Origin of the sequence: Microbacterium sp. Root180 (assembly GCF_001428485.1) — a bacterium.
Lineage (GTDB): Bacteria > Actinomycetota > Actinomycetes > Actinomycetales > Microbacteriaceae > Microbacterium.
Window position 1 is genome coordinate 1,420,635 of the sequence record NZ_LMHS01000003.1, and the last position, 24,661, is coordinate 1,445,295.

Here is a 24,661-nt window from a genome sequence, read left to right on the forward strand (position 1 = left end):
AGGTAGGGTCGCGGCGTGACCACCGACACACGCCTGGGGCCCGACGGCATCGCGCGGTGCGCGTGGGTCGGCGACGACCCCGAGTACCGCCGCTACCACGACGAGGAGTGGGGCTTCCCGCTCCACGGCGACCGGCCGCTCTTCGAGAAGATGTCGCTCGAGGGCTTCCAGGCGGGGCTCTCGTGGATCACGATCCTGCGCAAGCGTCCGCGCTTCCGCGAGGTGTTCGCCGGCTTCGACCCCGAGGTCGTCGCGGGGTTCGGCGAGGCCGATGTCGAGCGGCTGATGGGCGATGCGGGCATCATCCGCAACCGCGCGAAGATCCTCGCGACCATCTCCAACGCGCAGCTCATGCTCGATCTCGACGAGGGCGAGCTCGACGCCTTCCTGTGGTCCTTCGCGCCCGCCGCCCGGCCGCGCCCGGTGTCGTTCGCCGAGGTGCCGGCGACCACAGCCGAGTCCGATGCGATGAGCAAGGCGCTGCGCAAGCGCGGGTTCCGCTTCGTCGGGTCCACGACGATGTACGCGCTGATGCAGTCGTCGGGGATGGTCGACGATCACGTCGAAGGATGCTGGCGCTCGTCATGAGCGCGGGTGGCACGGGTCCTGCACAGTGGGGATTTGTCCCCATCGGATGACGCTTCCCCGAGCCATAGGCTGACGAGGAGGCTGCGGCGAGAGGGGCGGATGTGGGCGATATCGAGCTCGATCTCCAGGCACTGCGCACGGCGAAGGGCCGAGTCAGCAGTGCGCTCGAGACGTTCCGCAGCGCGGACCGGGTCGGCGAGGACCTCGCCGAGCTCACCGGGGAGCACCGTCTCGCCCGCAAGGTGCGCGACTTCGCCGGCAACTGGGACCACAACAGGGGCAAGCTCGAGGAGCAGCTCGTCGCGGTGCGGGACTGGCTCGAGGCGATCGACGAGACGATGACCGAGCTCGACCGCTCGATGGGCGACGGCGTCGACACCGACGAGGACGCTCCGTGAGCTCCGGTCTGGCGGTCGAGTTCGAGGACGTCTTCGAGGGCCGCCCTGCCGAGCTCGAGAGCCGCGCGCGGCGCCTGCAGTCCACCGCCGAGGCGATCTCGCGCGCGGCCGACGCACTGCGCGACCTCGTCGACGACCAGCACAGCCGGGCGACCGAAGCGCTCGAGGAGTCGGCGGCCGAGGCATCCGCCGGGCTTCGCCGCGCCCGCCGCCGCTACGGCGGCACCGCGACCGCGCTCACGACCTACGCGGTGGAGCTCGCGCCGATCCAGGCGACGGCGCGGGCCGCCGTCGAGGACGCCGACTTCCATCAGGCGCGGTCGTACCGGCTGCAGGGCGACCTCGACGACCTCCGCAACGACATCACCCGGGCCGAGGCTCAGGGTTCGTCGACCGACGCGCTCCGTGAGGAGCTGTGGTCCAAGAGCGACGGCGCCGCCTACTCCGCGGGTCAGGTCGAGGATGCCCGCCGCACGCTGAACCAGGCACGGCAGGACATCTGGGATGCCGCCGACCGGGCGATCGACGCGATCGAGACCGCCATCGAGCACGGCGCGGACTCGTGGGGCGACAACTGGGACCAGTTCTGGGAGGGCGTCGGCGACTTCTTCGAGCTGGTCGGCGAGTGGGCGTCGCAGGTGCTCTCGGTCGTGGTCGACGTGCTGAAGGAGCTGCTGAGCGCACTCGTCTCGGCGCTGGTGGTGGCGCTGCTGCTCGTCGTCGGGCTTCTCGTGGTTGGTCTGATCTTCGTGCTGTTCGGGGTCGTCGGACTGCTCGTGCTGGCCGCTGTGCTCGCGATCGCGCTGCTGGCGCTGGCGATCGGCGAGGTCATCGCGAAGCCTCAGCAGGTGTCGGGCAGCCACAACAAGCGGAAGCCGGGGGACGACGCCCTCGAGGCGCGCGACTACCAGGGCCTGATGACCGACCTCGCGGAACAGGATGAGCAGGGCAAGCAGGACGATCTCACCCAGATCCGGGTCGTGGCCATCCGCGATGCCCAGGGCAACGTCATCTCGTGGCGCGTTCAGCTGCCGAGCACGCAGAACTGGGATCCGTTCAACAGCGACGGCGCGCTCAACGACGCGCGCACGGATGCGATGCTCTCGATGTTCCCCGGCGTGCCGACGCAGTACGAGCAGGCCGTCTGGGACGCGATGACCGAGGCCGGGGTGTTCGAGAGCGACGCGCCGATCATGTTCACGGGGTGGTCCCTCGGGGGCATGATGGCCGGCGAGCTCGCGACGAACCCCCGCGTCGCCGATCGCGTGGAATCCGTGTTCACGGCAGGATCCGCCATCGACAAGCACTACACCGACATACCGCCCGATGTGCGGGTGACGCAGATCAACAACGGCATCGATCCTGTGCACACCCTGGAGTTCCTCGGCCTCGACACCGCGGACTACGTGCGCTTCGACACGGACTGGCAGACGTATCGGCCCCTCACGTGGCCGATCCACGACGCCACTATGTATGGTGCAGAGGCGGAGCGCTATCTGCCCGCACCGCGGCCCGGCGATGAGATCTTCTTCGCTCAGGAAGGCGCAGGCAGCTACGAAGACGTCTACGTCGCCGAGTACACGAGAGGTTCCTGAGTGCACATGAAGCGGGTTCGCACCGTCCTGGCGATCGCTGCGGCGATCGGCGCTCTGACACTGACGGGCTGCGCCGCGGACCCCGACATGAGCGGCCTCGAGCAGGATCTCGCCACCATCGACGGCGTCAACGGATCGATGGCGTACGCGACCCACTCGGGTGCCCCCTGGAACACCCAGGTCGTCGTGGTGCTCTTCCTCGACGATCCCTCGGACCAGACCATCGTCACCACGACGCAGGCGGCCGCTCCGGTGCTGGCCGACGACCCCGCCTCGGCCGGACGCGAGGTGAGCATCTATTTCGTCGACGGCGATCGCGGCGACTATGGGAGGAGTTCCGAGGCGTTCCGCGACGCCGTCGTCATCACGCCGGAGCTCGCCGAGTCCCTCGGGGTCACGATGCCCGGCGGAAGCGAGCGGCTCCCGCTCACCGCGGAGGACGTCCGCCGCATCGCCGACGGCTCGTGACGGCGGTCGACGACGCGCCGCGCACGACGCCGCGCCTCACCTTCCAGCTGCCGGGACGCTGGCTCGCCGTCGACCCGCGCGACCCCGCTGCCGCATCCGCGCAGGTCGACGCCGCCGTCCGCGACCTCGTCGGTCCGGCCGACGATGCCGCGATCGCGCGGCGCCGCCTGCGTGCGGCGTTCCAGCGCGCGGTCGATACCGCGCGGGATGCTGCCGCCCATGCGCTGTTCCTGTGCATCGAGATCGTCCCCGACCTGGCGACCCCCGCCTCGCTCACGGTCCATGCCCCCGAAGGCATGCGCATGAGCCCGGCGATCGGGACGTCGGCGGATGCCGTGCTCGGCGTGCTGGGCGAGAGCTTCCGCGTGCTGGCCGTCCCCGGGATCGACACGGCGCAGCGGCTCGAGGGTCCGCGGGCGAGCATGCTCCGTATCGACCGGCTGCACGAGGAGAACGTGGAGGAGGACGGCGTGACCGCCGTCGCGACGCGGCTGGAGGCCGAGTACTGGTTCGCGGTGCCCGGATCCAAGCAGGTCGTGCTGGCGAGCTTCGCGACGCCGCTCGGCGAGCTGCGCAGCGCCATGCTGAACCTCTTCGACTCGATCGCGCTCGCGGCATCCTTCGCAACCGAGGACACCGCGGACCCGCCCGCGCACTGAGTGACGCGGCCGGCGAGGAATGATCGGCCCGTCCCCGGCGTTCGACGAGTCGGAGGATTCCATGGATTACGGCCACGCGCTCGAGTTCGGCGCGTTCATCACCCCCACCGCTGCCGCGCCCGACGCCCCCGTCCTGCTCTCGCAGGCCGCGGAGGCAACGGGGCTCGACCTCGTCACCTTCCAGGACCATCCGTATCAGCCCGCGTTCCTCGACACGTGGACCCTGATGTCTTTCGTCGCCGCACGCACCGCACGCATCCGCATCGCACCGAACGTCCTCAACGTGCCGCTGCGCCCGCCCGCCGTCACGGCGCGGGCAGCCGCGAGCCTCGATCTGCTCTCGGGCGGGCGCTTCGACCTCGCGCTGGGAGCCGGCGGCTTCTGGGACGCGATCGAGGCCATGGGCGGAGGCCGGCTCACGCCGGGCCAGGCGGTCACCGCGCTCGAAGAGGCGATCGACGTGATGCGGGAGCTGTGGGACACCTCCGAGCGCCGCGGCGTCTTCACCGACGGCACCTATCACCGCGTCCACGGCGCCAAGCGCGGGCCACGGCCGGCGCACGACATCCCGATCTGGATCGGCGCCTACAAGCCGCGCATGCTCGCGCTCACCGGCCGCAAGGGCGACGGCTGGCTGCCCTCGCTCGGGTACATGCAGCCGGGCGATCTCGCGAAGGGCAATCGCGCGATCGACGAGGCTGCCCGGGGCGCGGGTCGCGACCCGCGCGAGATCCGGCGTCTGCTGAACGTCGGACGCCTCGCGACGGATCCCGGAGAGTTCGCCGAGCGCCTCGCGCGCCTCGCCCTCGACGACGGCATCGGCACATTCATCCTCGCGGGCGACGATCCGCGCGGTCTGCAGGAGTTCGGTGAAGAGGTCGCCCCCGCGGTGCGCGAGCTCGTCGCGCGCGAGCGAGGCGATCGCGGCACGTCCGAGGCTCCCGTGCGGTCGGCGGCGGCGCTCGCCGCGCGCCACGAGGGCATCGCCTACGACGACGTGCCCGCGGGGCTGCGCGCGATCGAGCCGGGGCACTTCGAGTACGGCGACGTGCGGGCCACCTACATGCGCGGCGGCGCGCCGGGCATCGTGCTCCAGCCGGACTCTGCCGAGCAGGTCGCGGAGGCGATCGGCTTCGCGCGGCGGCATCCGGATCTCCCCCTGGCCGTGCGCAGCGGCGGCCACGGGATCAGCGGTCGCAGCACGAACGACGGCGGCATCGTGATCGATCTGCGGAGGCTCGACGGCATCGAGGTGCTCGACGCCGAGCGCCGTCTCGTGCGCATCGGACCGGGCGCGCGCTGGGCGCACGTCGCGGCGGCACTCGGCGAGCACGGCTGGGCTCTCACGTCGGGCGACTACGGCGGGGTCGGGGTCGGGGGCCTGGCGACGGCGGGCGGCATCGGGCTGCTCGCCCGCGAGCACGGCCTCACGATCGATCACCTGCGCGCTGCCGAGGTGGTGCTCGCCGACGGATCCATCGTGCGGACGGATGCTTCCACCCTCCCCGAGCTGTTCTGGGCGATCCGCGGGGCCGGCGCGAACGTCGGAATCGTGACGTCGTTCGAGTTCGAGGTCGACGAGGTCGGAGAGGTCGGGTACGCGCAGCTCGCGTTCCAGGTCGACGACCTCGCCGACTTCCTCGAGGGCTACGGCCGGATCGTCGAGGCATCCCCTCGCGACCTCACGCTGTTCCTGCTGACGGGCGCGCCGAGCCCCGGGCGGCCGCAGACCGTTCAGCTCTACGGAATCGTCGACTCCGACGACCCCGACACGATCATCGCGCGCCTCCAGCCCTTCGCCGACCTCGCGCCGCTCGTGCAGCAGTCCGTGCAGCTCACGACCTACGCGCAGGTCATGGCCAACGCCGACCTCGGCCCCCAGCACGGCGCGGGCGAGCCGCACTCGCGGTCGGGACTCATCGAGCACGTGACGCCCGCGTTCGCGGCTGCGGTCGAGCGGATGCTGGCATCCGGCGCGGTCCCGTTCTTCCAGCTGCGCGCGGTCGGCGGCGCGGTGGCCGACGTCGCGGAGGACGCGACGGCGTACGCCCACCGTTCGGCGAACTTCTCGGTCGCCGCCCTCGGGTCGCATGCGGACCGGCTCGACGCGCAGTGGCGGGTGCTGGCCGAGCACGTCGACGGGATGTACCTGAGCTTCGACTCCTCGCTGCGACCGGAGCGCATCGGCGAGGCGTTCCCGCCCGCGACGCTCGCACGCCTGCGCGCCGTCAAGGCGTCGTACGATCCCGGCTGCCTCTTCCGCGACAACTTCGCGATCGAACCGCTCGCCTCCGTCACCGCCGCCTGAGCCGCGGCATCCGCCCGTCCGTCCCACGGCGCATAACTCCTGCAGTTTCGCCGACTGCCGGGGCGCGAGCCCGGGATTCCGCGGGCGCGGCGCGGGTCGCACCCCGAAGTGCAGGAGTTATGCGCCGGGGGTGAGGTCGAGTCGGGCACGGCGGGCAGGCCGGATCCCGCAGACCCCTTCGAGCAGGAATGAGGAAGCGGGGTGTCCTCGATGGTCGGCAGAATGTAGCGTCGCCTTCGATCGAGAGGAACCCATGGCCGAGCCCCACATCGCCGATTCGCACGAGGTCATCCGTGTCGTCGGCGCTCGCGAGAACAATCTCAAGAACGTCGACGTCGAGATCCCCAAGCGCCGGCTGAGCGTCTTCACCGGGGTGAGCGGCTCGGGCAAGTCGTCTCTGGTGTTCGGCACGATCGCGAATGAGTCGCAGCGGCTCATCAACGAGACGTATCCGACGTTCGTGCAGCAGTTCATGGGGCAACTCAACCGCCCCGAGGTCGACGCACTCGAGAATGTGAGCCCCGCGATCATCGTCGACCAGGAGCGCATGGGTGCGAACTCCCGCTCGACCGTCGGCACGGCCACCGACGCCCACGCGATGCTGCGCATCCTGTTCAGCCGCATCGGCCAGCCGCACGTCGGGTCGCCGCAGGCGTTCTCGTTCAACATCCCCTCCGTCAAGGGCGCGGGCGCAGTGACGTTCGAGAAGGGCGGACAGAAGGTCAAGGAGCGCCGCAGCTTCGAGATCACCGGCGGAATGTGCCCGCAGTGCGAGGGACTGGGCGAGGCCAGCGACGTCGACCTCGACGAGCTGTACGACAAGACCAAATCGCTCGCCGGCGGTGCTCTCACCATCCCGGGGTACAACGTCGACGGCTGGATGGTGAAGGGGTTCACCGAGTCCGGCTTCTTCGACCCCGACAAGCCCATCCAGGACTACACCGACCAGGAGCGCGCGGACTTCCTCTACAAGGAGCCCACGAAGGTCAAGATCAACGGGATCAACATGACCTACGAAGGTCTGGTCCCGAAGATCACCAAGTCCATGCTCCAGAAGGATCGCGAAGCCCTCCAGCCCCACATCCGGGCGTTCGTCGAGCGGGCTGTCAAGTTCATGCCCTGCCCCAGCTGCGGGGGCACCCGGCTGAACGAGGGTGCGCGGTCCTCGAAGATCAAGGGCGTCAACATCGCGGATGCCGCGGCCATGCAGATCTCGGATCTCGCCGCGTGGCTCGACACGGTGGACGACCCCGAGGTCGCACCGCTCATGGTGGGTCTGCGTCAGACGATCGGCTCGTTCGTCGACATCGGCCTCGGCTACCTGTCGCTCGATCGCGCCTCGGGGACCCTCTCGGGCGGCGAAGCGCAGCGCACGAAGATGATCCGCCACGTCGGATCGGCGCTCACCGACATCACCTACGTCTTCGACGAGCCGACCGCCGGACTCCATCCGCACGACATCGAGCGCATGAACACGCTGCTCAAGCAGCTCCGCGACAAGGGCAACACCGTTCTCGTGGTCGAGCACAAGCCCGAGGTGATCGAGATCGCCGACCACGTCGTCGATCTCGGGCCGGGTGCCGGTCGCAACGGCGGCGAGATCCAGTACACCGGCGATGTCGAAGGCCTCCGCGCGTCGGGGACGATCACCGGCCGCCACCTCGGCGACCGCGCGCGGCTCAAGCCCGAGACCCGTGCGGGTACGGGTGCTCTCGAGATCCGCGGGGCGACGCAGCACAACCTCAAGAAGGTCGATGTCGACATCCCGCTCGGGATCCTGACCGTGGTCACGGGCGTCGCCGGATCGGGCAAGTCGTCGCTCATCCACGGGAACGTTCCGTCGTTCGACGACGTCGTCGTGGTCGACCAGTCCGCGATCAAGGGCTCGCGGCGCAGCAGCCCGGCGACCTACACCGGCATCCTCGACGCCGTCCGGGCGGCGTTCGCGAAGGCCAACGGCGTGAAGCCCGCGCTCTTCAGCGCGAACTCCGAGGGAGCGTGCATCGCGTGCAAGGGGCTCGGCGTGATCATCACGACGCTCGGCTTCACGCAGACCGTCGAGACCCTGTGCGAGACGTGCGACGGCTCGGGCTTCAGCGACGAGGTGCTCGAGTACACCCTCGACGGGAAGAACATCGCCGAAGTGCTCGCGATGTCGGCGGGCGAGGCAGCCGAGTTCTTCACGAAGGGGCCGGCGCACACGACGCTTCTGCGCATGATCGACGTCGGGCTCGGCTACATCACGCTCGGCCAGGCGCTCAACACCCTGTCGGGCGGCGAGCGTCAGCGACTGAAGCTGGCGATCTCGATGGCCAAGAAGGGCGCCGTGTACGTGCTCGACGAGCCCACCACCGGCCTGCATCTTGCCGACGTCGACAACATGCTCTCGATGCTCGACCGCCTGGTCGACGCCGGCAACAGCGTCATCGTCATCGAGCACCACCAGGCGGTGATGGCCCACGCCGACTGGATCATCGACCTCGGACCGGGCGCCGGGCACGACGGCGGGACGATCGTGTTCGAGGGCACGCCGGCCGACCTCGTTGCGAACGGCGACTCGCTCACGGCCGAGCATCTGCGGGCCTACATCGCCGGCTGAGGACTCCGTGCCGCCCATGGGTCTTTGTCCCCATGGGCGGTGCCACCAGGTTCGGAATACGATCTCCGAGGCGGGGATCCTGCGATGAGACTCCGGGTCCACCCGGGTTAGGCTGAACCGTCCCCCTGCCACTGCGCTCGCCACGCATGCACCGACCGCCGGAGGAGGCCAGGTTCGATGACGTCATTCGCGTGGCTTCGTGCGCGCCCGCGGGCGCTGGCCTCGGCGGGGGTCGTCACGGTCGCGGCGGTCGCCATCACGACCATGGCGTTCGTGTACCAGGGCAACCCGACGACCGAGGTCGACCTGCACGACGGCGGCGTGTGGGTGACCAAGCAGTCCTCCCTCCTCGTGGGGCACTTCAACCACGAGTCGCAGGTGCTCGACGGCGGTCTGCGCACGTCGAGCGGCGAGTACGACATCCTCCAGTCCGGTGAGAACGTCCTCGTGGTCGACGAGAGCGACGCAAGCGTGACCGCCGTCGACCCGGCGATGGTGGCGCTCACCGAGTCGGCCGACATCCCGGCCGGCGCGAAGGTCGTGCTCGGCGGCACGTCGGTCGGCATCCTCGATCGCGACTCCGGCGACCTGTGGGTCGTGCCGGCGAAGGCCATGGGATCCTTCGCGGTCGAGGCGACCGAGCCGCTCGCGACACTGGGAGAGGGGGCGGATGTCGCCGCCGGCCTCGACGGCACGGTCTACGCCGTGTCCCCGGAGGATTCCGAGCTCGTCACCGTGCGCACCGACGCGGAGGGATCGCCGTTCGAGCCCGAGCGCGCGGGCGTCGACGGGCTGGAGGCGGAAGCGCCGGTCACCATCACGGCGGTCGGCGACCGGGCCGCGATCCTCGACACCGACAGCGGCACCGTCTTCGTGGACGGACGCCGCATCGAGGTCGAGGGTGGGCAGACGGCCGTGCTGCAGCAGCCTTCCGGGCAGAACGACGCGGTGACCCTCGCGACCGCGTCCTCCCTCGTGCACGTGCCGCTCGACGGCTCCGAGCCGGTCTCCCAGAGCACAGGCGCCCAGGGCGAGCCGGCGGCGCCGGTCTTCCTCGAGGGATGCTCCTACTCGGCGTGGAACGGCTCGGCGAAGTTCCTCCGCGACTGCGCGGGCGACGCCGACGACTTCGCCACCGACATCGACGGCATCGACCAGACCTCCGTGCTCCGCTTCCGGGTGAACCGCGACGTCGTCGTGCTCAACGACGTCATCGGCGGCGCCGCCTGGATGGCCAGCGACAGCATGCAGCGCGTCGACAACTGGAACGAGATCACCCCGCCCGAGGGCGAGGCCGAGGAGGACGAGCAGACCACCGAGGAGACGGTGGAGACGACCCTGCCCGAGCGGTCCGACAAGAACACCCCTCCCATCGCGACCGACGACGACTTCGGTGTCCGCCCCGGACGCACGACCCTCCTCCCCGTGCTCGACAACGACAGCGACGCCGACGGCGACGTGCTCATCGCGTCGGTCGCCGACGGCGGACCCTCGTTCGGAGAGGTCACCGCGATCAACGACGGCGCCGCGCTGCAGATCGCGGTGCCCGAGAACGCGTCCGGCACGACCTCCTTCGCGTACGACATCGACGACGGCCGCAAGGGCACGGACACCGGCACGGTCACGCTCAGCGTCCACGACTGGAGCGTCAACGCGGCGCCGGTGCAGAAGCGCGTGACCACCGTCGTGGTCGAGGCCGGCGGCGTCGTCTCCTACAACGTGCTGCCCGACTGGCTCGACCCCGACGGCGACGACGTGTTCCTCCAGGCGGTCACGCCCGCACCCGGCGACGAGGCCGACTTCACGTCAGACGGTCGTATCACCTACCGCGCCGTCGGAGGGACGCAGGGCCGCAAGGACGTCGAGATCGTCGTCTCGGACGGCAACGACGAGGCCGTCGGCATCGTGAGGTTCGATGTGCGGCCCCTCGGCTCGACGGATCCGGTGACCAACGCCGATCGCGTCGTCGTGCAGGCCGGCCAGGTCGCGACCGTGGCGCCGCTCGCGAACGACACCAGCTCGGGGCGCGAGCCCCTGCGGCTCGTGCGCGTCGACGAGGTTCCCGGCGCCACGATCACGCCCGACTTCGCGAACAAGACCTTCGCGTTCCGCTCCGAGGCGCCGGGCACGTACTACGTGCAGTACCTGGTCGCCGCGGGTTCGAAGAACGCGGAGGGCCTCGTCCGCGTCGACGTGCTCGCCGAGGCCGACACGACGCTTCCGCCGGTCGCGGTGCGGGATGTCGCCCTCCTGCCGAGCGGCGGCGAGGTGCTCGCGAACGTCCTCACGAACGACTCCGACCCGGCCGGCGGCATCCTCGTCGTGCAGTCGGTCACGGTCCAGCCGAACGCCGGCATCTCGGTGGCAGTCCTCAACCACGAGACGCTGCGCATCAGCGACCAGGCCGCACTCGGCACGCAGGTGCGCATCTCGTACCGCGTCTCGAACGGGCTGCGGTCGGCCGAGGGCGAGGTGATCGTCATCCCGATCCCCGCCCCCGCGCAGCTGCGACCCCCGGTCGCGAACGACGACCAGGTCGTCGTCCGAGCCGGCGACGTCGTGAACATCCCCGTCCTGGACAACGACTACCACCCCAACGGCGATGCGATCCACGTCGCGCCCGACCTCGTGCCTCCGCTCATCGAGCCGGAGGACGGCGAGATGTTCGTCTCGCAGGACCTGCTGCGCTTCCGGGCCTCCGATGAGCCCGGAACCGTGTACGCGACCTACGAGGTCATCGACAGCAGCGGTCAGAAGGACGCCGGGTACGTGACCATCCAGGTCCTCCCGGTCAACGAGGAGACCAACGCCGCGCCCCGCCCCCGTGACATCGTCGCCCGGGCCCTGGCCGGCAGCGAGGTGCGGATCGCCGTGCCGCTGGACGGCATCGACGCGGACGGGGACTCGGTGCGCCTCGAGGGCATCGCCTCGCCGCCCGGCAAGGGCCGTGTGGTCGAGATCGGCTCGAACTACATCGTCTACGAGGCGTTCGACGACGCGGGCGGCGCCGACGCGTTCACGTATCGGGTTCGCGACCGTCTCGGCGCCGAGGCCACGGGCTCGATCCGCATCGGCGTCGCGCCCGCCGAGAGCGCCAACCAGGCTCCATACGCCGCGAAGGACGCGGTCGTGATGCGACCGGGCCGCACGGTGGCGGTGCCGGTGGCCGCAAATGACTCCGACCCCGACGGCGATCTCTTCTCGGTCCTGAAGGACGGGCTCATCCTTCCCGACGTCGACGGCCTCGAGGCCCGGGTATCGGGCGACCGCGTGCTCGTGACGGCGCCCGAGGAGGAGATCGAGACGTCGCTGCAGTACACGATCCGCGACGATCGGGGCGCGAAGGCCACCGCCGTCCTGCAGATCACCGTGTCGGAGGACGTGCCGCTCCTGCGTCCGATCGCTCGCGACGACTACGTGCAGGCGGTCGACGTCGAGGGGACGTCGGTCGACATCGAGGTGCTCGCGAACGACGAGGACCCCGACGGCACGGTCGAAGATCTCGCGGTGTCGGTCGCCGGCTCGGGCGCGCGCGTCCTCGGCGACGGCACGGTGCGGATCGAGCTCGACGACACCGACCGCATCCTCATGTACACGATCACGGACCGGGACGGGTCCGAGGCATCCGCTTTCATCCACGTCCCCTCGCTGTCGTCGCTGCCGCCGACCCTGATCTCGACCGACGCGATCGAGGTGCCCAGCGGCGAGACCATCGAGCTCCCGCTCGAGGAGCACGTCCGCGCCGCAGGCGGCGGGAGCGTCGTGATCACCGAGGCGGCGAAGGTGAGCGCGGTGAACTCCGACGGCTCGAACCTCGTCAAGGATCAGACGACGCTCGTCTACACGTCGAAGAAGGGCTACTTCGGCCAGGACGCGCTGACGTTCGAGGTCACGACCGGGTCGGGTCCCGACGACCCGAACGGGCGCAAGGCGACGCTGACCATGCCGATCACGGTGCTCCCGCCGGAGAACCAGCAGCCCGAGTTCGTCGACGGGCAGATGGACGTCGCCCCCGGCGAGGACCCGACGAGTCTCGACCTCCGCGCCCTCACGACCGATCCCGACCCCGAGGACATCGACGGCATGCGGTACGAGATCGTGGGCGGCGTGCCCAGCGGGCTCACGGCCACCGTCGCCGACCAGGAGCTGCGGGTGAGCGCCGGGTCCGATGCGCCGAAGGGCACGACCGAGCGCCTCACGATCCGCGTATCCGACGGCGAGACCGAGCCCGTCGAGGGAACGGTCACCGTGCGGGTGACGGCATCCACCCGCGAGCTCCCGACCGCGAACGACGACATCGTCGAAGAGGCGCACCAGGGCGACACCGTGCGGGTGCCGGTGCTGCGCAACGACGTCAATCCCTTCCCCGAGACGCCGCTGCGGATCGTGGGCGTGTTCCCCGAGACCGGACGCGGGACCGCCGAGGTCTCCGGCGACCAGGTGAGCGTCACCCCGGCCGCGGACTTCTTCGGCACGATGGTGGTGCGCTATCGCGTGACGGACGCCACGAATGATCCCGACCGCGAGGTCGAGGGCCGCATCCGGCTCACCGTGCAGGGCAAGCCCGACGCGCCGGGCACGCCGGTGGTCTCGAGCGTGCAGGACCGCACGGTCGTGCTGTCGTGGACGCCGCCCGCCAACAACGGTGCAGCCATCACCCACTACGAGGTGTCGTCCACCGCGGGCAACTTCGATCAGCGATGCGACGCGACGACGTGCACACTGACCGGCCTGACGAACAACGTCGAGTACAACTTCACCGTGGTCGCGGTGAACCGCGTCGGCCCGTCCGATCCGTCGGCGCCCTCCGAGACGGCGCGTCCGGACGCCCGTCCCGACACGCCGAACCCCCCGACGCTGGTCTTCGGCGACCGGAGCCTGCAGGTGGCGTGGGTCACGCCGTCGACGCCCGGATCGCCCGTCGAGACGTTCACGCTCGAGATCTCGCCCGCTCCGCCGTCGGGCATCGTTCAGAAGACCGCCCTCACCGGCAACAGCACGGTCTGGGACGGTCTCGAGAACGGCGTCGCGTACCAGGTGCGCGTCCAGGCGCACAACCGTGCGCCTGAGCCCTCGAGCTGGAGCGCGTGGTCGGCGACCGAGATCCCCGCGCGGGCTCCGGATGCCGCGGCCGCCCCCTCGACCGAGCGCCTCGACCCGGTCGGCAGCCAGGCGCAGATGCGCGTGTCGTGGGCGGCTCCCGCCAACAACGGCGACGCGATCGCGGAGTACCGCCTGAACGTGCTGCGCGGCGGCGCGGTCGTCAACACGCTGAGCGTGCCGGGCGGACAGACGTCGCAGGCACTCGCGATCGATGCCTCCACCAGCGACTACACGTTCACCGTCGCCGCGCGGAACAAGGCCGGCTGGGGCGCCGACAGCGCCCCGTCCGCGCCGCGCCGGGCCTTCGTCGCCCCGGGGGCGCCCACGAACGTGCAGGCCAGCACCCCGAGCGGCAACTCGGCGATCGTCGTGACCTACAACGCGGCGCCGGGCAACGGCGCCAACGCCTCGGAGCTGCGGTACGAGTTCTCCCTCAACGGCAACGCCTGGCGCGCGGACTGGGACGGCCGAACGATCGGCGGCCTCAACAACGGTCAGACCTACACGGTCCGGGTGCGCGCCTTCACCGCGCTGGACGGCGTCCGCTACGACGGCCCTGCGTCGGCCGCGTCGAACCAGGCAGTCCCCTACGGACCGGTGCTCAACCCGGGCGCGCGGGCGACGAGGGACGGCACCGCGATTTTGTTCGAGTGGAGCGCGCCGGCGAACAACGGCCGCGCGATCGACCGCGTCCAGGTGAACATCGCCGGCGGCGGGTGGGAGAACGTCTCCAACAACGGCTCCCGCCGCGTCGACTACGGCTACGACCAGACGCGAACGATCCAGGTGCGGGCCTACGACACCGCGGGCCAGGTCTCGGCGGTCGCCTCCGACTCGGCGACGACCGCGCCGCGCCCCAACCCGCGCGCGTGGGTGGAGCGCGGGGCGAGCGCCCAGGGTGAGGCTAACTGCAGCCATTCCTCCTGCGCGTACTTCGAAGTCAATACGCGAGACTTCCCCGCCGGCAGCTACCGGTACGAGTGCTGGGGGAACGGGAGCAAGTTCAACACGTGGGAGGGCCCCGTGAACTTCCCCGCGAACGGCACCACGCAGCTGCAGTGCTACTACGGGCAGCCCGGCGCGAACGTGTGGGTGGTCCTGAACGGGACGAGATACGAGACGACGCAATGGTGACGCGCCCGCGCGCCGCCACGAGAAGGAAGACACGACGATGACCATGACCCCCGAACAGGCCGCCTGGTTCCAGGGGACCTTCGCCCGCCTCGTCGACAACGTCGACCGTGCGCTGCTGGGCAAGCGCGAGGTGGTGGGCCTGGTGCTGTCGGCCATGCTCGCCGAGGGCCACGTGCTGCTGGAGGATGCTCCGGGAACCGGCAAGACGAGCCTCGCGAAGGCGCTCGCCGCCACCGTGCAGGGAACGAGCAGCCGCATCCAGTTCACTCCCGATCTGCTGCCCTCCGACGTCACCGGAGTGACGATCTACGACCAGACGTCGCACCGCTTCGAGTTCCACAAGGGACCGGTGTTCGCCTCGATCGTGCTGGCCGACGAGATCAACCGCGCCTCGCCGAAGACGCAGTCCGCGCTCCTCGAGGTCATGGAGGAGTCCCGCGTCACGGTCGACGGCGTGACCCACGACGCGGGTCGCCCGTTCCTCGTGATCGCGACGCAGAACCCGATCGAGCAGGCGGGCACGTACAAGCTTCCCGAGGCGCAGCTCGACCGTTTCCTCGTGCGCACATCGATCGGCTACCCCGATCTCGCCGCGGCCGAGCGCATCCTCGCCGGCGCCGCCGACCGCAATCCGTCCGCCAGCCTGTCGGCGATCATCACGACCGGCGCCGTGGCCGACATGGCCGACCTCGCCGCGACCGTGCACACCGAGGCGGCGGTCCTGCGCTACACGGCGCAGCTCTCCGAGGCGACGCGAGCGGATGCCGCCACCAGGCTGGGGGTGTCGGTGCGCGGTTCGCTCGCCATGATCCGCATCGCGAAGGTGTGGGCCGCCTCCCAGGGGCGCCACTTCGTCACCCCCGACGACATCAAGACGCTTGCCGCCGCGGTGTGGACGCACCGCCTCGTGCTCGACCCCGAGGCCGAATTCGCCGGAACGACCGCCGACACGGTGATCGCGCGCGTGCTCGAGGACGTTCCCGCTCCGCAGGCGAGGTCCGCCGCCTGATGACGACGGAAGCACTCGGTCAGGCGGCTCCCGCGAGGGACCGCCGGGAATGGTGGGGGGAGCTCGCCGTGCGCGTCTGGCGACGCCTGCGCGCCGTGCTGGGCGTCGTGCGCCCCGCCGCCTGGGTGCTCATCGTCGGGGCCGCCGTGCTGTGGATCGCGGGCGCCTCGCTCGGCTGGTGGGAGCTCACCGTCGCGGCGGTCGTCCTCGCGGTGCTGCTCGCGCTGTGCGCGCTGTTCCTGATCGGCCGCACGGCCTACGACGTGACGCTCGACCTGACCCGCACGCGCGTCGTGGTGGGCGAGCGCGCGGTCGGCGCCCTCACCCTGTCGAACTCCGGCGCGCGCGCCATCCTGCCCTCCCGCGTGGTGCTGCCCGTCGGCGCGGGACGAGGCGAGTTCCAGGTGTCCCGTCTCGCCCCCGGCGCCGCGGCGGAGGAGCTCTTCGCGATCCCCACGACGCGCCGTGCCGTCGTGGCGGTGGGGCCGGTGAGCGTGGTGCGCGGCGACCCGCTCGGCCTCTTCGAGCGCGTGCACCGCAAGGACGAGCCCGTCGACCTCTTCGTTCACCCGCGCACCGTGCTGTTCGACGGTCAGTCGCTCGGCTTCCTGCGCGACCTCGAAGGCCTGCCCGCGACCGACCTGTCGCGCGACGACGTCTCGTTCCACGCGCTGCGCGAGTACCAGCCCGGCGACGATCTCCGCCACGTCCACTGGAAGTCGACGGCCCGCACGGGCACCGTGATGGTCCGCCAGTACGAGGAGACTCGGCGATCGCACTTCGTGATCGGGGTGTCGACGCACCCGGGGGACTACCGCGACGATGACGAGTTCGAGCTGGCGATCTCGGCCGCGGGATCCCTCGGCCTGCGCGCCCTGCGCGACTCCCAGCGGGTCGAGGTGCGCGTGCAGGAGCGCTCTCTCCCCTCGGGGACCGGAAAGCAGTTCCTCGACTCGCTGAGCGGCGTCGTTCACTCGCGACCGCGCGCGGGCGGCGTCGTCGAGCTCGCCGGGGTGGTCGCCGCAACGCTGCCGCTCGCGAGCGTCGTCGTCCTCGTGTGCGGCAGCGGCGTGGACGCCAACAGCCTCCGCGCGGCCTGCGCGCGCCTGCCGTTCGGCGCCCGCACCCTCGCGGTCGTGGCCGAGTCGGGCGCCTCCCCGAGCCTGCGCCGGATCGCCGACGCGGACGTCGTGACCGTCGGATCGCTCGAGCAGCTCCCGGCAGCGCTGCGGAAGGTGCTGGCATGAGCGGCGCGTCCACGACGCTGTCCACGCGGCGCTGGATCCTCGACCTCGGTGCCGTCGCGGCGCTGCTCGCCGTCCCCATCGTGGGCTTCTGGCCGACCTTCGGCGGCCCGTCGTACCTGCCCGCGGCCGTCGGCGGCGCGCTCCTGGGCATGGGGCTCGCGGTGCTCTGCACGTGGCTGCGGTGGGGCATCCTCCCCCTCGCGGGCCTGACGGTGCTGGCCTACTTCCTCTTCGGCGGCGCGCTCGCCCTGCCTCACACGACCGTGCTCGGCTTCGTGCCCACCATCGACACGCTCGGCAGGCTGGCGACGGGGATCGTCACGTCGTGGAAGCAGCTGCTCACCACGGTGGCGCCGGTGGCGGCATCCGATGGTCACCTCCTCGTCCCGTTCGTGCTCGCCCTCGTCGCCGGTGTGCTGACCACATCGCTCGCGCTGCGGCTGCGCACGCCGGCGTGGGCGCTGATCCCTGCGGGTGCCTTCCTGGCCGTGCAGATCGCCCTCGGCACCTCGCAGCCGGCCGTCCCGGTCGTGCAGGGCGTCGTGTTCGCTCTGGTCGCCGCGGTCTGGCTGGCGGTGCGGCAGAGCTGGGAGCACGGCACGGGGGCGATCGCACTCGGCGAGGACGAGACCCCGGCGCGCGGCATCGCGATGCGCCGGATCCTGATGGGCGGCGCCGTGGTCGTCGTCGCGACGCTGATCGGCGTCGGCGCGAGCGCGTTCGCTGCGCCGCAGACACCGCGCTACGTGCTGCGCGACGTCGTCATCCCGCCCTTCGACGTGCGCGAGTACCCCAGCCCACTGCAGTCGTTCCGTGCCTACGTGCGCGATTTCCCCGACGAGCCGCTGTTCACTGCGTCCGGACTGCCGAAGGAAGCCCGCGTACGACTGGCGACGATGGACGCCTACGACGGCACCGTCTACAACGTGTCGGATGCCGGAGCGGGCACCTCGAGCGCGTTCGGACCGGTGCGGGGGAACATGTCGGCCGAGGCCGAAGGCACGTCCGCGACCGTCCGCGTCGAGATCGGAGCGCTGGCAGGGGTGTGGATGCCGGAGGTCGGCGCCGTGCGCAGCATCGCCTTCGACGGCGAACGCGCCGAGGATCTGCGGCGTTCGGCGTACTACAACGAGGGCACCGAGACGGCCGTCGTGACCGAGCGCCTCGGCACCGGCGACGCCTACACGCTCGAGACCGTCATTCCCGCCTCGCCGAGCGACGACGCGCTCGCCGACGACGATTTCGCACCGCTCTCGCTGCCGGATCAGGTCGGCGTGCCCCAGGACCTCGTGGAGATCGCGTCGCAGGCGGTCGCCGAGGCGACGACGCCGGTCGAGCAGGTGCGCGCGCTGCAGACCATGCTCGCTGAGGGCGGGTTCTTCAGCCACGGGCTCGAAGGCGAGGTCCTCTCGCGAGCCGGTCACGGCGCCGAACGCATCTCGACGCTGCTCGGCAGCGACCAGATGGTCGGCGACGACGAGCAGTATGCGACGGCGATGGCGCTGCTCGCCCGCGAGCTCGGCATCCCCGCCCGCGTCGTGATGGGGTTCTACCCCGACGAGGATCTCGCCGGCCAGGGGGTCTTCACCGCGACCGGCGACACGCTGCACGCGTGGGTCGAGGTGGCGTTCGCCGAGCACGGCTGGGTGACCTTCGACCCGACTCCGCCGGACGACAAGGTCCCCAACGACCAGACGACGAAGCCGAAGGCCGACCCGAAGCCGCAGGTGCTTCAACCGCCGCCGCCGCCGCAGGAGCCGGTCGACCTTCCGCCGACGGTGCCCGACGACCGCGAGTCCGAGGACGAGAGCGGCTTCGACGCGGCGCTCCTCGGGCTCATCGTGGTGATCGTCGTCGGCGTCGCGGGGCTGCTCGCGCTGCTGGCCGCTCCGTTCATCGTGATCGGCGCCCTCAAGGCATCCCGTCGCCGGAAGAGGCGCGACGCCGAGCGCGCGGCCGATCGCATCAGCGGCGGATGGAACGAGCTGATCGACCGAGCCACCGACTACGGCACGCCGGTGCGGCCGGGCGGCACGCGGCGCGAGGACGCGGGCGTCGTCGGCACGGCGTTCGCGGAACCCCGAGTCGCGACGCTCGCCGACCGGGCCGACTTCGAGGTGTTCGGTCCGACCGAACCGAGCGCCGACGACGTGTCGGAGTTCTGGCGCCAGGTCGACGAGATCGTGGGCGGCATGGGCGACGGCCGCTCGCTGTGGGCCCGACTCGCCGCCCGGCTGAACGTGCGCTCGCTTCTCGCGGGGACGAGATTCGCCCTGCCGGCCCGCACGCCGCGCCCGCCCCGCGAACCACGCCCGCCCCGCGAACCACGCCCGCCCCGCGCATCCCGCTCCTCGCTCGCGGAGGCACCCGAGCCCGACTCCCGCCCCCAGGAGACCGAATGACCATCCGCTCGCTCCCGCCCGCCGCGCCGGTGTCGCTGGGCGCCGGCGCGCGCGTGCTCGCCGTGCTGACGTGGGACGACGGGTCGCGCATCGCCGTGTACGGTCCGGCGCTGTGCGGCCGCAACCCCGCAGCGGAGTGGGGGCTCGCGAGCATCCCGGTGCGCGACGAGACGCTGTCGCTGTCCAGGACCCACTTCGAGATCGGCGGCGATGCCGCCGGGGCGTGGATCGCCGACCGCCACTCGATGAACGGCACGGTGCTCGTGCGCGACGGAGGGCGGCATCCGCTCGTCGCCGGATTGCCGACGACGCTGCGAGCCGGCGACCGGCTCGAGCTGGGCGACCGCACCGCGGTCGTGGGGATCGGCTCATGACGCCGCCCGTGACGGTTCTGTTCGGCGCGGCCACCGACGCGGGTCTGCGGCGCCGCATCAACGAGGACTCCCACGTCGCGGCACCTCCCCTGTTCCTCGTCGCGGACGGCATGGGCGGCCATCACGCCGGTGAGATCGCCAGCGCCACGGTGATCGACGAGTTCGCCGCCTTCGCCGGTCTGCCGAGCCTCGGGATCGACGACGTGCGCGGGGCGCTCGCGAGGGCGCGTCGCCGCGTGGAGGCGCTCCCGCCGGGTGAGGGCGCCGGCGCGGGCGCGGGGACGACGCTCAGCGGCGTCGTGATCGCCGATGTCGACGGCGAGGGGTACTGGCTCGCGATCAACCTCGGCGACTCGCGCACCTACCGATTGAACGATGGTGAGCTCGAGCAGGTGAGCGTCGATCACTCCGTCGTCCAGGAGCTCATCGACGCGGGCCAGCTCGATCCGGACGCGGCCTCGCGAGACACCAGGCGCAACGTGATCACGCGGGCGATCGGCGCCGGGAGCGACGGCGACGCCGACTACTGGCTGATCCCCGCGGAGGCGGGCGACCGCATCCTGGTGTGCTCCGACGGTCTCTCGAGCGAGCTCGCCAACGAGACGATCCACGCGATCCTGATGGCGGAGATCGACGCGCAGTCCGCCGCCACCAGACTCGTGCACGAGGCGATGCTGCGCGGCGGACGCGATAACATCACGGCTCTGGTGGTGGACGCGACGGCGGTGAGTTCACGCGCGAGCCGCCCAGGCGATCACACGGCGCCGTCGCCGTCGGTCGCCGACGAGATCGACGGCGACACGCTGCCCCGTGCCGTCGCCGCAGGGGGGTTCTGATGTCGGTCCACTATTCGCCGGGCGCGCGCCCGGTCGCGGTGACGCCGCACGGCTTCGCGGTGCTGGCGGGCGACACGTCGCCCGCGCTCGCGGCGCGCATCCATGCGCTCGTCGCCGACGGCCGGGGCCTCGGCGGTGTGCTCGAGGCGCTCACCGGGGCCTACGGCACGTCGCTGTCGGCGGTGCCGCCGTTCGCGGTCGTGCTCGCGGAGCGCGGCGCCGTACGCCTCGCGGTGCGCGGGTCGTTCGAGCTCGAGGTGACCGCCGAGGCATCCGAGCGCATCTCTGGTGAGGGCGTGACCACGTGGACCGAGCGCGTGATCGCCGCCGTCACGCGGGTCGAGCTCGTCGGAGCGGCGGATGCTGCGCCCGCGGAGCTCCCCGTGAGCGACGGCGTGGTGCTCGCCGACGCGGTGGCCTGGCTTCCGTCGGAGGAGGGCGCCACCGTGAAGCCCCGTTTCGCGGCGATCGCCGCGCCCCTCGAGCCCGTACCTGCACCTGAGCCCGAACCCGCACCCGCGCCGGAACCGGCACCTGCACCTACGCCGGAACCGGAACCGGAACCGGCACCGGATCCCGTCGAACCCGAGCCTGCACCGGAACCGGCACCGGCACCGGCACCCGAGCCTGCGGCCGATCCCGCCACCCCGGCCGTGCCCGAGCCGGAGCCGGAGCCCGCCGCCCCCACGCCGACGCCGGTGCGCGGGGCTGCGGCTTCCGCTCCTTCTGCCCGGGTCGCCGTCGTCCCGCCGGCCGTCGTCCCGGCGCCCGTCGCGACATCGGGACTGATCGACTCGGCGGCCGTGCTCTCGGTGGCCGACACGCTGCTCCCGGCCGAGTCCACGCTCATCCCATCGCAGGAGCGCGAGGCGGAGTCGGAGGCGCCCGCGGATTCGCCCACCCTGCTTGACGACGCGGTCGACGCGACGGTCGCACGGCCGATGCCGGTGCCCGCCGTCCTCGGAGACCACGACGGCGCGACCGTCTCACTCGCCGAGGCCCGCGCGCTGCGCACCGGGGACTCCGTCCCGCCCCCGCTCGCGCCTCCGCGTCCGCCGGCTCCGGGGCGCGTCCGCGTCTCGACGGGACAGGTGCTGCTGCTCGACCGCACGGTCGTGATCGGCCGACGCCCACGCTCGACACGGGTCTCGGGCACCGACCTGCCGCACCTGGTCGCGGTCGACAGCCCGCAGCAGGACATCTCGCGCAGCCACGTCGAGCTGCGCGTCGAGGGCGACAGCATCCTGGCGACCGACCTCAACACGACCAACGGCACGACCCTCCTGCGACCCGGCGTGGATCCGGTGCGGCTTCATCCGGGGGAGGGCACGGTCGTCGTCCCCGGCGACGTGATCGACCTCGGCGACGGCATCACTGTGGCCATCGAGGATCTCTCGTGAACACCAGGCGCACGCCGATGGCCCCGCCGGATCTGCCGGGGTTCACGTACGTCGACGTCCTCGGATCCGGCGGGTTCGCCGACGTGTTCCTCTACGAGCAGGCACTTCCCAAGCGTCGCGTCGCGGTGAAGGTGCTGCTCACCGAGCGCATGTCGAGCGGGTCCGTCGCGGAGTTCACGGCCGAGGCCAACGTCATGGCGATGCTCTCGACGCACCCGGCCATCGTCACGATCTATCAGGCGGGCGTCGCCCGCGACGGCCGGCCGTACCTCGTGATGGAGTACTGCCCCAAGCCCAACCTGCAGGTGCGGTACCGCCGTGAGCCCTTCTCGGTGGCCGAGTCCCTGCGCGTCGGCGTGCAGGTCGCCGCCGCCGTGGAGACCGCTCATCGCGCGGGCGTGCTGCACCGCGACATCAAGCCGGCCAACATCCTCGTCACCGAGTACAACCGACCCGCCCTCACCGACTTCGGCATCGCGTCGACGACCAGCGCGGCGGCGGAGTCCGCAGGGCTGTCGATCCCGTGGTCTCCGCCCGAGTCGTTCGCAGATGTGCCGCGCAGCGATCCCCGCTCGGACGTCTACGCGCTCGGTGCGACGGTCTACACGCTCCTCGCCGGCCGGTCGCCGTTCGAGCTCCCCGGTCAGCGCAACACCGCCGCCGAGCTGATCCAGCGCATCGAGACGTCGCCGCTCCCGCCGCTCGGGAGACCGGATGCCCCGGCTTCCCTCGAGCGTGCGCTCGAGCGCGCACTGGCCAGGTCGTCGGGTGACCGGTACGAATCGGCGATCGCCTTCGCCCGGGCGCTGCAGAAGGTCCAGATCGAGCTGTCCCATTCGGTCACCCCGATCGACATCCTCGACGACGGCATCGCCGAGGACGTCGTGGAGGATGAGGACGAAGGGCTCACCCGCGTGCGCGGCGTCGTGAGCATCGACCCGCAGACGACTCCCGCCGCCGGTCGCACGCGACCGTCGGCCGAGACCACCCGAGCGTCCCCGGTGCCGGTGACACCCCCCGTCTACGAACCGGCCGACGAGCACACCGTGCTGCGCGGGTCGGCGGCGCCCCCGGCGGCAGCGGAGACGCGCATGCGCGGCCCCGTCGAGGTGCCGCTCGCCGGCGATCGCACGATCGCGCGGGCTCCGGCATCCGTCTCCGCCGAACCCGCGTCGCCGGCGACCCCGCCCGTCCCAGGTGGGCAGAGCCCGAAGCGCGCCCGCACCGGCTTGTGGGTCGGCGTCGGCGCGGGCGCCCTCGTCCTGGTCGTGGCGATCATCGTGGGGGTGTCGCTGCCGGGCATCCTCGGCGGTGCGAACGCGGTGCCGACGCCGACGTCGTCGTCGATCCCGAAGGATCCGGTATCGGCCGTCGTTCCCGAACCCGAGGATCTGGCCGGGGCCGCCGTCACCGGAGGGGTGCGCTTCACGTGGACGAACCCCGATCCGCAGGACGGCGACCGCTATCTCGTCGGCGTCGTCAACCGCTCCGACGAGGAGCCGGAGTTCGAGCCCGTCACCGAGGCCGAGGTCACCGTGCCCGCCGATGCGTCCGGGACGACGTGCGTCGAGGTGCTGCTCGTGCGGGAGAACGGCCAGTCGTCCGATCCCGTGAGGGGGTGCGCGCCATGAGCGCCAGCATGACCGACGAGCTGACCGTCGAATTCGCGGGGGAGGCGTTCACCGTCGAACCCGGCTCCGTGTTCACGGTGGGACGCGAGGGCGACCTCGCGATCGACGACAACCTGTTCCTGCACCGTCATTTCCTCACGATCGAGAACGTCGGCGGTCTGTGGCTGCTCTCCAACGTCGGGAGCCGCCTGTCGGCCACCGTCACCGACACCGGCGGGCGGGTGCAGGCATGGCTCGCCCCCGGGGCACGACTGCCCCTGGTGTTCGCGGCCACGGCGGTCATCTTCAGCGCCGGGCCGACGACCTATGAGCTGACGATCCACGTCGCCGAGCCGGCATTCCGCGAGACCCAGTCGTTCGGCGGCGACGACGGGCTCAGCACGATCGGCGACGTGCCGCTCACACAGTCCCAGCGGGTCATGATCCTGGCGCTGGCCGAGCCGGTGCTCCGTCGCGAGGGCACCGGGATGAGCGAGCTCCCGACGTCGGCGCAGGCGGCGGAGCGTCTGGGCTGGACGCTCACGCGCTTCAACCGCAAGCTCGACAACGTGTGCGACAAGCTCGACCGCATCGGCGTTCCCGGTATGCGCGGCGGGGTCCGTGCGTACGCCACGAACCGGCGCGTCCGTCTGGTCGAGCACGCGATCGCGGCGCGACTGGTCACCCGCGATGACCTTCCCCTGCTCGATCAGGAGCGAGAGTCCGCCGCCGACGACGACGCGTGAGCCGGAGTCAGCGGCCGCGCGCTGTGCCCGGCGCGAATCGACATCTCGTCTGAAACGTATGTGAGTTCATGCTCACACGGCCCGGCTGGCCCCGCGTCCGGCGTATGCATGTGAGCCCGAATTCACATGCGAAATCGACGCGATCGACGCGGCACGACGACGGAGTCCGGCCGGCCGTTGGGCGA

General features: G+C 71.4%; 16 protein-coding genes. All 16 read left to right on the forward strand.

Annotation, left to right across the window (positions count from 1 at the left end):
* The first annotated feature begins 15 nt into the window (after nucleotides 1-15).
* The 16 genes from ASD93_RS14135 to ASD93_RS14210 all read left to right on the forward strand — a co-directional run bounded on the left by ASD93_RS14135 (nucleotide 16) and on the right by ASD93_RS14210 (nucleotide 24,476).
* Nucleotides 16-588 carry a DNA-3-methyladenine glycosylase I gene (locus ASD93_RS14135; RefSeq protein ID WP_056123866.1) on the forward strand — a complete coding sequence of 191 codons (573 nt, stop codon included), beginning with the start codon at nucleotides 16-18 and terminating at the stop codon, nucleotides 586-588.
* A gap of 101 nt (nucleotides 589-689) precedes the next feature.
* Nucleotides 690-986, forward strand: coding sequence for a hypothetical protein (locus tag ASD93_RS14140; RefSeq protein ID WP_056123868.1), 297 nt, complete (start codon nucleotides 690-692; stop codon nucleotides 984-986).
* The gene (locus ASD93_RS14145; protein WP_056123871.1) at nucleotides 983-2,581 is read left to right on the forward strand and encodes a hypothetical protein; all 1,599 of its coding nucleotides are present in this window, start codon (nucleotides 983-985) and stop codon (nucleotides 2,579-2,581) included. The genes ASD93_RS14140 and ASD93_RS14145 overlap by 4 nt, the downstream gene beginning before the upstream one ends.
* Before the next feature lie 6 nt (nucleotides 2,582-2,587).
* A complete protein-coding gene (locus ASD93_RS14150; RefSeq protein ID WP_082569405.1) occupies nucleotides 2,588-3,049 on the forward strand; it encodes a hypothetical protein in 462 nt (153 codons plus the stop codon).
* The gene (locus ASD93_RS14155; protein WP_056123877.1) at nucleotides 3,046-3,708 is read left to right on the forward strand and encodes a hypothetical protein; all 663 of its coding nucleotides are present in this window, start codon (nucleotides 3,046-3,048) and stop codon (nucleotides 3,706-3,708) included. Before ASD93_RS14150 ends, ASD93_RS14155 begins: the two co-directional genes overlap by 4 nt.
* A gap of 61 nt (nucleotides 3,709-3,769) precedes the next feature.
* Nucleotides 3,770-6,016, forward strand: coding sequence for an LLM class flavin-dependent oxidoreductase (locus tag ASD93_RS14160; protein WP_056124592.1), 2,247 nt, complete (start codon nucleotides 3,770-3,772; stop codon nucleotides 6,014-6,016).
* Nucleotides 6,017-6,269: 253 nt separating this feature from the next.
* Nucleotides 6,270-8,615, forward strand: coding sequence for an ATP-binding cassette domain-containing protein (locus ASD93_RS14165; protein WP_056123880.1), 2,346 nt, complete (start codon nucleotides 6,270-6,272; stop codon nucleotides 8,613-8,615).
* Nucleotides 8,616-8,792: 177 nt separating this feature from the next.
* On the forward strand, nucleotides 8,793-14,852 hold the full coding sequence (locus ASD93_RS14170) for an Ig-like domain-containing protein (protein ID WP_056123883.1): 6,060 nt from the start codon (nucleotides 8,793-8,795) through the stop codon (nucleotides 14,850-14,852).
* Nucleotides 14,853-14,889: 37 nt separating this feature from the next.
* The gene (locus ASD93_RS14175; RefSeq protein ID WP_056123886.1) at nucleotides 14,890-15,861 is read left to right on the forward strand and encodes an AAA family ATPase; all 972 of its coding nucleotides are present in this window, start codon (nucleotides 14,890-14,892) and stop codon (nucleotides 15,859-15,861) included.
* Nucleotides 15,861-17,108 carry a DUF58 domain-containing protein gene (locus ASD93_RS14180; protein ID WP_056123888.1) on the forward strand — a complete coding sequence of 416 codons (1,248 nt, stop codon included), beginning with the start codon at nucleotides 15,861-15,863 and terminating at the stop codon, nucleotides 17,106-17,108. Before ASD93_RS14175 ends, ASD93_RS14180 begins: the two co-directional genes overlap by 1 nt.
* Nucleotides 17,105-19,510, forward strand: coding sequence for a transglutaminaseTgpA domain-containing protein (locus ASD93_RS14185; RefSeq protein ID WP_082569347.1), 2,406 nt, complete (start codon nucleotides 17,105-17,107; stop codon nucleotides 19,508-19,510). Before ASD93_RS14180 ends, ASD93_RS14185 begins: the two co-directional genes overlap by 4 nt.
* On the forward strand, nucleotides 19,507-19,884 hold the full coding sequence (locus ASD93_RS14190; RefSeq protein WP_056123891.1) for an FHA domain-containing protein: 378 nt from the start codon (nucleotides 19,507-19,509) through the stop codon (nucleotides 19,882-19,884). Before ASD93_RS14185 ends, ASD93_RS14190 begins: the two co-directional genes overlap by 4 nt.
* The gene (locus ASD93_RS14195; protein ID WP_056123894.1) at nucleotides 19,881-20,720 is read left to right on the forward strand and encodes a PP2C family protein-serine/threonine phosphatase; all 840 of its coding nucleotides are present in this window, start codon (nucleotides 19,881-19,883) and stop codon (nucleotides 20,718-20,720) included. The genes ASD93_RS14190 and ASD93_RS14195 overlap by 4 nt, the downstream gene beginning before the upstream one ends.
* Nucleotides 20,720-22,120, forward strand: coding sequence for an FHA domain-containing protein (locus tag ASD93_RS14200; protein ID WP_056123896.1), 1,401 nt, complete (start codon nucleotides 20,720-20,722; stop codon nucleotides 22,118-22,120). The genes ASD93_RS14195 and ASD93_RS14200 overlap by 1 nt, the downstream gene beginning before the upstream one ends.
* Entirely contained in the window at nucleotides 22,117-23,751 is a 1,635-nt protein-coding gene (locus ASD93_RS14205) for a serine/threonine-protein kinase (RefSeq protein WP_056123899.1), read from the forward strand. Before ASD93_RS14200 ends, ASD93_RS14205 begins: the two co-directional genes overlap by 4 nt.
* On the forward strand, nucleotides 23,748-24,476 hold the full coding sequence (locus ASD93_RS14210) for a hypothetical protein (protein ID WP_056124594.1): 729 nt from the start codon (nucleotides 23,748-23,750) through the stop codon (nucleotides 24,474-24,476). The genes ASD93_RS14205 and ASD93_RS14210 overlap by 4 nt, the downstream gene beginning before the upstream one ends.
* The last annotated feature ends 185 nt before the right edge of the window (nucleotides 24,477-24,661 follow it).

Bases quoted from the DNA above. Each gene is read 5' to 3' on its own strand.
- ASD93_RS14210 (WP_056124594.1), top strand. From the start codon at position 23,748: ATGAGCGCCAGCATGACCGACGAGCTGACCGTCGAATTCGCGGGGGAG.
- ASD93_RS14200 (WP_056123896.1), top strand. From the start codon at position 20,720: ATGTCGGTCCACTATTCGCCGGGCGCGCGCCCGGTCGCGGTGACGCCG.
- ASD93_RS14160 (WP_056124592.1), top strand. From the start codon at position 3,770: ATGGATTACGGCCACGCGCTCGAGTTCGGCGCGTTCATCACCCCCACC.
- ASD93_RS14175 (WP_056123886.1), top strand. From the start codon at position 14,890: ATGACCATGACCCCCGAACAGGCCGCCTGGTTCCAGGGGACCTTCGCC.
- ASD93_RS14180 (WP_056123888.1), top strand. From the start codon at position 15,861: ATGACGACGGAAGCACTCGGTCAGGCGGCTCCCGCGAGGGACCGCCGG.
- ASD93_RS14150 (WP_082569405.1), top strand. From the start codon at position 2,588: ATGAAGCGGGTTCGCACCGTCCTGGCGATCGCTGCGGCGATCGGCGCT.
- ASD93_RS14190 (WP_056123891.1), top strand. From the start codon at position 19,507: ATGACCATCCGCTCGCTCCCGCCCGCCGCGCCGGTGTCGCTGGGCGCC.
- ASD93_RS14195 (WP_056123894.1), top strand. From the start codon at position 19,881: ATGACGCCGCCCGTGACGGTTCTGTTCGGCGCGGCCACCGACGCGGGT.
- ASD93_RS14165 (WP_056123880.1), top strand. From the start codon at position 6,270: ATGGCCGAGCCCCACATCGCCGATTCGCACGAGGTCATCCGTGTCGTC.
- ASD93_RS14170 (WP_056123883.1), top strand. From the start codon at position 8,793: ATGACGTCATTCGCGTGGCTTCGTGCGCGCCCGCGGGCGCTGGCCTCG.
- ASD93_RS14185 (WP_082569347.1), top strand. From the start codon at position 17,105: ATGAGCGGCGCGTCCACGACGCTGTCCACGCGGCGCTGGATCCTCGAC.